The sequence below is a fragment of the Massilia sp. S19_KUP03_FR1 genome, from assembly GCF_036688685.1.
GTDB lineage: Bacteria > Pseudomonadota > Gammaproteobacteria > Burkholderiales > Burkholderiaceae_D > JALYUM01.
Window position 1 is genome coordinate 339,315 of record NZ_JAQQPS010000003.1, and the last position, 6,758, is coordinate 346,072.

A 6,758-nucleotide genomic window follows, 5' to 3' on the forward strand; every position below is an offset into this window, starting at 1 on the left:
TCACATTCCCACATCATGCATACCACCTGTTTTCGTATCGCTCCTTTATTGCTGGCCGTGTCGATGTCGCTGCAAGGGTGCAAAAAACCTGCGCCGCCAGCCGCGCCGCCTGCGCCCCCTGCGGAGCTTGCGCCGCCCCAGGCTGCGCCGGCCAGCGCCTTACCCGTCAGTGACGAAGACGCCAGTGCCGCCCTGGAAAAAGCCGCCGCAACCCTCGCGCCGATCGACTACAGCACGGTGCCGGAAACCACGTCCGCCATTCCGCCGTTCCCTTATGTCGACTACCCGCCCAAAGTCAACCAGGGCGGTCAGTGGACCACTGCGCTGCCGATGGACGAGGTGTATGTCGTCCTCGGCAAGCAGGTGCATCGGCTGGAAGGCAGAATCACGCAGCGCACCTTCAGCCACAGCGACGCGGAGATGTCGGAACTCGAGGTACGCCGCAACTATCAGAATGCCTTGCAGGCGTTTGGCGCGGTGAAAGTACCTTCGGCCGCGCTGGAGGTGCCAAGTCCCTTTCGCATGTACAAGCTGCGCCAGTCCGGGCACAGCATGTCGTATGACGTCTACCTGGCCCGCAAAGGCGAAGCACGGCACTGGATCGTGGTCATGACGGACAGCAGCAATACGCGCCTGATCTCGATCGAGGAGAAGCCGTTTGTCCAGACCATCGGCTACGAAGGCGCGCCCGGCAACGTGCAGGCCGTCACAGCGACGGGCGCACCGGCCGCAGCGGCCCAGCCCCTCGACCTCAACGCCGTGACCGTGCGCACAGCGCCGTTGCCGCCGTTTCCTTACCTGGCCTATCCGGGCAATCTGAACCTGGCGCTTTCCTTTAACGACAAAGCCAATTTTGACGCCGTCAGTTTCATCGTCGGCAAGCAGTTGCGCACTGTCGAAGGCAAGGTCGATGTACGCCATTTTGCCAACACGGACGCCAACATTTCGCGGATGGCTGCCCAGCGCAATTACGAGGCCGCCATGAAATCCCTGGGCGCAGTCAAGGTCAACACGACCGGTGCCAACGACCCCGCCCTGGCCGCGGCCAACGGCGAGCAGTACGGGCTGCACAAGAAACTGCGCCTCCCGGACGCGTCGATGGCGTACAACAGCTACCTGCTGCGTACGCCGGACAAAAACATCTGGATGGCGCTGATGTTCAGTGACGATAAAACCGGCTTCGTTGTGGTCGAAGAACAGGCCATGCAGCAAAGCGTCGCACTGGTGACCGCCGACACCATGCGCACCGAGCTGGCGGCCAAGGGCCGTATCGCCCTGTATGTCAATTTCGACACCGACCAGGCCACGCTGCGGCCCGACGGCAAGCCGGCAATCGATGAAATCGCGACCTTGCTGAAGAACGACGCCAAACTCAAGCTGTCGATCGAGGGCCACACCGACAACAGCGGCGACGCCAAACACAACGTCGACCTGTCGCGCCAGCGCGCCGAAGCGGTCGTACGGCAATTGGTCGCCGGCGGCATTGATGCGTCGCGCCTGCAGGCGGCGGGACGCGGCGCGACAACGCCGCTGGCCGACAACAAGGAAGAAGCCGGGCGCGCCAAAAACCGGCGCGTGGAGCTGGTCAAAATCTGAGACCGGGACGGCTGCGTTTTTGCTACCATCAGGCATGCGCACACTTCTCATTCTGGCAACCTTCCTGCTGGCTGGCTGCAGCCCCCACTTCAACTGGCGTGAATTCACCAGCAAGGATGCGTCGTACCAGGTGCTGTTCCCCGACAAGCCCACCACGGCCAGCCGGCAAATCGACCTCAATGGCGTGAAGACGACCATGACGATGACGGCCGCCGAAGTGGGCGATATCCTGTTCGCGGTCGGCCAGGCCGACGTCGGCGATGCCGCCGCGGCCAGCGCGGCTCTGGCGGCCATGCAGACGGCGCTGCTGAAAAATATCGGTGGCACCGTCACCAGCAACGCCACGGCGGCGGCGACGAACAATACCGGCACCCGCATCACGCGCGATATCGACGCCGTTGGCACCCGCAACGGCCAGCCGGTACGCATGGTGGCGCATTTCGAGGCGCGCGGACGCAGTCTGTACCAGGTGGTAGTCGCCGGGCCCGTCAAGGCCATCAAGCCGGAACAAGCCGAACAATTCATAAGCTCATTCAAGGCGCTGAAATGAACGACAACATAGCCCTGCGTTTGCAGGACGTGTCCAAGAACTTCGGCCGTCCGGCCGTCGAACACCTGAATTTGCAGGTACGCCGCGGCGAACTGTACGCCTTGCTGGGGCCGAACGGCGCCGGCAAGACCACCACCTTGCGCATGGTCGCCGGCCTGCTCGCGCCAGATGGCGGGCGCATCGAGGTGATGGGGATCGACCTGGCCACCCATCCAGCCGCGGCCAAGCAGTCCATCGCCTACATGCCCGACGACCCGATGCTGTACGACAAACTCAAGCCAATGGAATACCTCGAGTTCGTTGCCGGTCTGTGGGGCGTGGCCGCCAAGGATGCGGCGCCGCGCGCCACCGAGCTGCTCGACTGGCTGGATTTATCCAAACACGGCCATGAACTGACCGAGGGTTTTTCGCGCGGCATGAAACAGAAGCTGGCCCTGGCCGGCGCCCTGATCCACGCGCCGCAATTGCTGATCCTCGACGAGCCGCTGACCGGGCTCGACGCCGCGGCCGCGCGCCAGGTCAAGGATCTGCTGCTGAACCACGTGCAGGCGGGCGGAACGGTGATCCTCACCACGCACATCCTGGAAGTAGCCGAGCGCATGGCGCAGCGCATCGGCATCATCCAGCACGGGCGCCTGATTGCCGAGGGCACGCTGGACGAATTGCGCGCGCGCACCGACGGTGGCACGCTGGAAGATGTGTTCCTGCAACTGACGAGCCCGGCATGAGGGGCAGGCCGGGCTCGGCGTGGTGGCTGCTGCAGCACGAGCTGCGCATGTTCTGGTTTAACAATGGCGGACGCAGCAAAAAGCGCAGCTGGGTGCCGCCGCTGCTCGCCATCGGCTGGCTGGCGCTGCATGGGATGGCGTTTTCCATCCTGCACACCATGCCTGCGTTGCCAGAGGATGCGCTGGCAATCGCCGCGATGGCGGCGACCGCCCTGATGGTGGTGCTGGGCACCTTCATGTTTTCCAGCGGCCTGAAGGCCAGCGTGGACAGCCTGTTCGAACGGGGCGACGTCGATTTGCTGCTGTCGTCGCCGCTGCCCTCGCGCAGTATTTTTACCGTGCGCCTGGGCGCCGTCACGCTGGGCGTGGCCAGCGTGTATCTCGCGCTGGCCGGGCCGGTCATCAATGTCGGCGTGTTTCTCGGGCACGTCAGCTGGCTGGCGGTGTATGCCGTGATTCTGGCCTGGGCCACCATCTGCAGTGCGCTGGCGATGCTGCTGACCCTGCTGCTGGTGCGCCTGATCGGCGCGCGCAAGACGCGGGTCGTCGCACAGGTCATCAGCGCGATCGCGGGGGCGCTGATTTTTTTGCTGGCGCAGGCGCAGAATATTTTTCAACTGTATTCGGCCGAGTCCATCCAGGGCGCGACCCAGGACCTGTTGGCGCCAGGCGGCGTGCTGTCGCCGGACAGCGTGGTGTGGTCGGCGGGCCGGGCGGCACTCGGCGGCATGGTTCCGCTGCTGGCCCTGGTCGCCATAGCGGTTGCGGTGTTCCTGTTCACCGTTCACTTCACCCACCATTTTTTCGTGCATGGCTTGCAGCAATCGGTCAGCAAGGTGCGCGCGCAACGACCACCTGCCACAGTGCGCGACGGCCAGTTCGGCCGGCATTTGCTGGAAGTGGTACTGCGCAAGGAGTGGAAATTGATCGCGCGCGACCCGCACCTGGTGTCGCAAGTATTGCTTCAGTTGTTATATCTGCTGCCGCTCGGCTTCGTGGTGCTGCGCAGCGAACAGCAAATCGCGCCCGGTATCGCAGCAGGCCTGGCGATCATTGCGGCCTCGCTGACGGCGTCGCTCACGTGGATTATCGTGGCGGCCGAAGATGCACCCGACCTGCTGCAGGCGTCGCCCGCAGCGGCGCGCACCATCCGCCTGGCCAAGCTCGGCGCCGCCCTGATCCCGCCGCTGGCGCTGATGATCGTCCCGTTGGCGTGGGCGCTGGCACAGCACCTGGTGACCGGCCTGCTGATGTGCTTTACGGTGGTGGCCGCATGCGCCGGCGCCGCCCTGACCGGTCTCTGGCAGGGGCGCCCTGCCCCGCGCGGCCAGTTCAAAACGCGCGGCAAGACCCAACTGCTTGCCACCTTGCTTGAAATGATGGGCAGCGCGGGCTGGGCCGGGACCGGATTTTTGTTGATCCGTGCTGCCGCTCCGGGACAAAACGCGTACGATGCGCGCTGGGCAGGTATCACGCTGGCAGTCGCCTTGCTGGCACTTTTACTGGCTTGGGGAACGCGACACCGGGCCGGCTGAACGCACCATGGGCGCCAGTCGTGTTATCGTTTCAGCATCAACACAAAAAATAGAAAGCCATCATGTTAATTACGTTTACGTCCAAAGCTTCGGCTGAAGTGATGATGTACAAAGAGCACGCCAAGCGCATCCTCGACCTGTTGGGCAAGGATGTCGACCGCGGCGTGATCACCGCGGCCGAGTCGACCGAAGCGGTCGCCGTACTGGAAAAAGAAATCGCGGAAAACCGCATGCACCATACGTCCGACGACGTCCAGCGCGACGTCGATGCGCACCAGGACAAGGACAGCGAGCATGAGAGCGTCCAGGTGGTCAGCTTCGCCACGCGCACCTATCCGCTGCTGGAAATGCTGCGCGCCGCCCGCGACCAGAAAGCCGACGTCCTCTGGGGCGTTTAAAGGGTCACAGAAGCAGCTTTTTTACGGCGACGCCACCATGCTGAGGCGCCGATGATCCCCGCCGCACCGATGCCCATCACCGGCAGCGGTACTGGCGACGGCGCTGACGGCAATGGTGCGCCGCTGTCGCGCAATGCCACAGGAAACGGCCGCGGCGCCACCGGAACAATCTTCCAGTCGGCGCGCTTCGACGGCGTGCGCTGCATGTACTCATCAAATGAATACACCGGCGCCGATCCCCACACCCGGCTCGATGGAATCTGCGCTATTTTCACCAGCATGATTGCTTCCACGTCCTCTTTGAGTTGCTGCTCGTAAGGCGACAGCACGCGCGCCGACGATGGCGCGCCATTCACCAGTTCCAGCAAGTCCCATCCTGCCGCGTCGAAGGCGCGTGCCGGAAACAGGCGCGTCTGTTCCTCGTTGAGGTTGTCGTAAATACCGCGGCCGCTTTTGAGGCTCTGTTCCGTGGCGGCGACATAGGCATAGGCGGCCACCGCCTTGATGCGGCTGGTCGGTCCTTCCTGCGGGATGTGCCAGCCCAAGTCGCGCAAGACGTCGATCGAAACGCCCGCGCAATTCCCCGATGACTGGCCATAGACGAAATCGTGCCGATAAAAATGGTTCAGCGTGCGCTGTATGCCGCCCTGAAACGCCACCGCCGTGCGGGCATTTTTCAGCACCGCCACGAGCATATAGGACGGCCGGTAGTACTGCTGGCCGCTGTTCAGGTCAGTGAGATAGTTGTCCATTGGCAGCGTCGCCGCGATGATGCCTTTTTCGCTGTACGAATCGAGGCTGTAGATATTATTCATGGCCCAGTCAGCCCATTCGCCACGCGGACCAAAATAACCAGTGGTAATGCCAAAATGGCCGGCGAGCGATTCGTCATCGTCGCCCTGGGCACCATTGAGCATGATGCCCATGACCGGCTTGCCGGCGGCGTTGCGACCGGCGCCGGGTGTGCGCTCCCAGATCAGGCGGGTGGTGACGGCGCCCTCCCTGGCGGTGGCCGGATCCTGCACATAACGCTTCAGGTCGGCGCGCTGCGTCAGCGGCTGCAATGACAGGCGCTGCATGTCGATGGCGTAGTCAGTCGGCCAGGTCGTGCGCGCAACAAAGGTAGGCTTGCCGGCCTTGTCCTGCAACGCGCCGCGCATGCGCAGCGGACGCTGGTGCAGATAGGCGGTTGTGGCCGCGTTGGCATAGGACAGGTTGGTCTGGATTTTTGGCACCATGGTGAAGTCATAGCGCTGGCCATCCATACTCACTTGCTTGCCATCGGCCGCGATTGTGGCACCCTCCAGGATCTGCGGGGCGCCGATCCAGGTAACAGTGGGGTAAGCCAGTCGGGCGGCGTCCGAAGACTGCGCCCAGGCTTTCACGTCGGCGCGCCGGTCGAGCTTGGATGAGACGCCGGCGACCAGCGCCGTCGACGTCGGCGCCGCGATGTCGTCATCCTGGAAAAACCACAGGCTCTGCGGTGAACTGGCGCAGTCGGTGCACTTCCCCGTCGTCAGCTTCAGCGTCCCGGCATCGAGCAGGCCAATACGCTCGTTGGTCAGGGCATCCTTGATTTGGGCGTGGGCTGGCAGGAACAACAGCAGGCTTACGCAGAATAAAATGGATTTCAAATAGCCTCCGGACGGTTGAATTGAAAAACCGTTCATGATGTCATTGGACGAAAAAAAATCCCACGAATTTCTGCATGGAATTTGTCTCTTATCACAGACAAGCAAGGCAGTGGCGCCCGCAAGGGAAGCGTCGCTTTCGGGCGCGTCGTCCCGACGCAAGCCGGGACGGATACTGCGCATGGCCTGGCCATGGAATCCCAAAAACCACGAGACGAAAAAAAACCCCACGCATTTCTGCATGGGGTTTCTCTCTTATAACTAGCCTGACGATAACCTACTTTCACACTGGTTGCAGCACTATCATCGGCGCAAAGTCG

6 protein-coding genes are annotated in these 6,758 nt (G+C 63.0%); 5 read left to right on the forward strand and 1 reads right to left on the reverse strand.

Annotated elements, in window-relative coordinates:
* The first annotated feature begins 15 nt into the window (after nt 1-15).
* The 5 genes from V6M87_RS04940 to V6M87_RS04960 all read left to right on the forward strand — a co-directional run bounded on the left by V6M87_RS04940 (nt 16) and on the right by V6M87_RS04960 (nt 4,807).
* Complete coding sequence (locus V6M87_RS04940; protein WP_332848630.1) at nt 16-1,596, forward strand: OmpA family protein; 1,581 nt, start codon at nt 16-18, stop codon at nt 1,594-1,596.
* Nucleotides 1,597-1,630: 34 nt separating this feature from the next.
* Nucleotides 1,631-2,146, forward strand: coding sequence for a hypothetical protein (locus V6M87_RS04945; RefSeq protein ID WP_332848631.1), 516 nt, complete (start codon nt 1,631-1,633; stop codon nt 2,144-2,146).
* Nucleotides 2,143-2,874, forward strand: a complete 732-nt coding sequence (locus V6M87_RS04950) for an ABC transporter ATP-binding protein (protein WP_332848632.1) — start codon at nt 2,143-2,145, stop codon at nt 2,872-2,874. The genes V6M87_RS04945 and V6M87_RS04950 overlap by 4 nt, the downstream gene beginning before the upstream one ends.
* Entirely contained in the window at nt 2,871-4,409 is a 1,539-nt protein-coding gene (locus V6M87_RS04955) for a putative ABC transporter permease subunit (RefSeq protein ID WP_332848633.1), read from the forward strand. Before V6M87_RS04950 ends, V6M87_RS04955 begins: the two co-directional genes overlap by 4 nt.
* Before the next feature lie 62 nt (nt 4,410-4,471).
* Nucleotides 4,472-4,807, forward strand: a complete 336-nt coding sequence (locus V6M87_RS04960) for a DUF1840 domain-containing protein (protein ID WP_332848634.1) — start codon at nt 4,472-4,474, stop codon at nt 4,805-4,807.
* On the opposite strand, the gene V6M87_RS04965 is transcribed toward V6M87_RS04960, so the two are convergent.
* A complete protein-coding gene (locus tag V6M87_RS04965) occupies nt 4,804-6,441 on the reverse strand; it encodes a hypothetical protein (RefSeq protein WP_332848635.1) in 1,638 nt (545 codons plus the stop codon). The two genes, V6M87_RS04960 and V6M87_RS04965, sit on opposite strands and share 4 nt — an antisense overlap.
* Nucleotides 6,442-6,758 lie beyond the last annotated feature (317 nt).

Bases quoted from the DNA above. Each gene is read 5' to 3' on its own strand.
- V6M87_RS04940 (WP_332848630.1), top strand. From the start codon at position 16: ATGCATACCACCTGTTTTCGTATCGCTCCTTTATTGCTGGCCGTGTCG.
- V6M87_RS04945 (WP_332848631.1), top strand. From the start codon at position 1,631: ATGCGCACACTTCTCATTCTGGCAACCTTCCTGCTGGCTGGCTGCAGC.
- V6M87_RS04950 (WP_332848632.1), top strand. From the start codon at position 2,143: ATGAACGACAACATAGCCCTGCGTTTGCAGGACGTGTCCAAGAACTTC.
- V6M87_RS04955 (WP_332848633.1), top strand. From the start codon at position 2,871: ATGAGGGGCAGGCCGGGCTCGGCGTGGTGGCTGCTGCAGCACGAGCTG.
- V6M87_RS04960 (WP_332848634.1), top strand. From the start codon at position 4,472: ATGTTAATTACGTTTACGTCCAAAGCTTCGGCTGAAGTGATGATGTAC.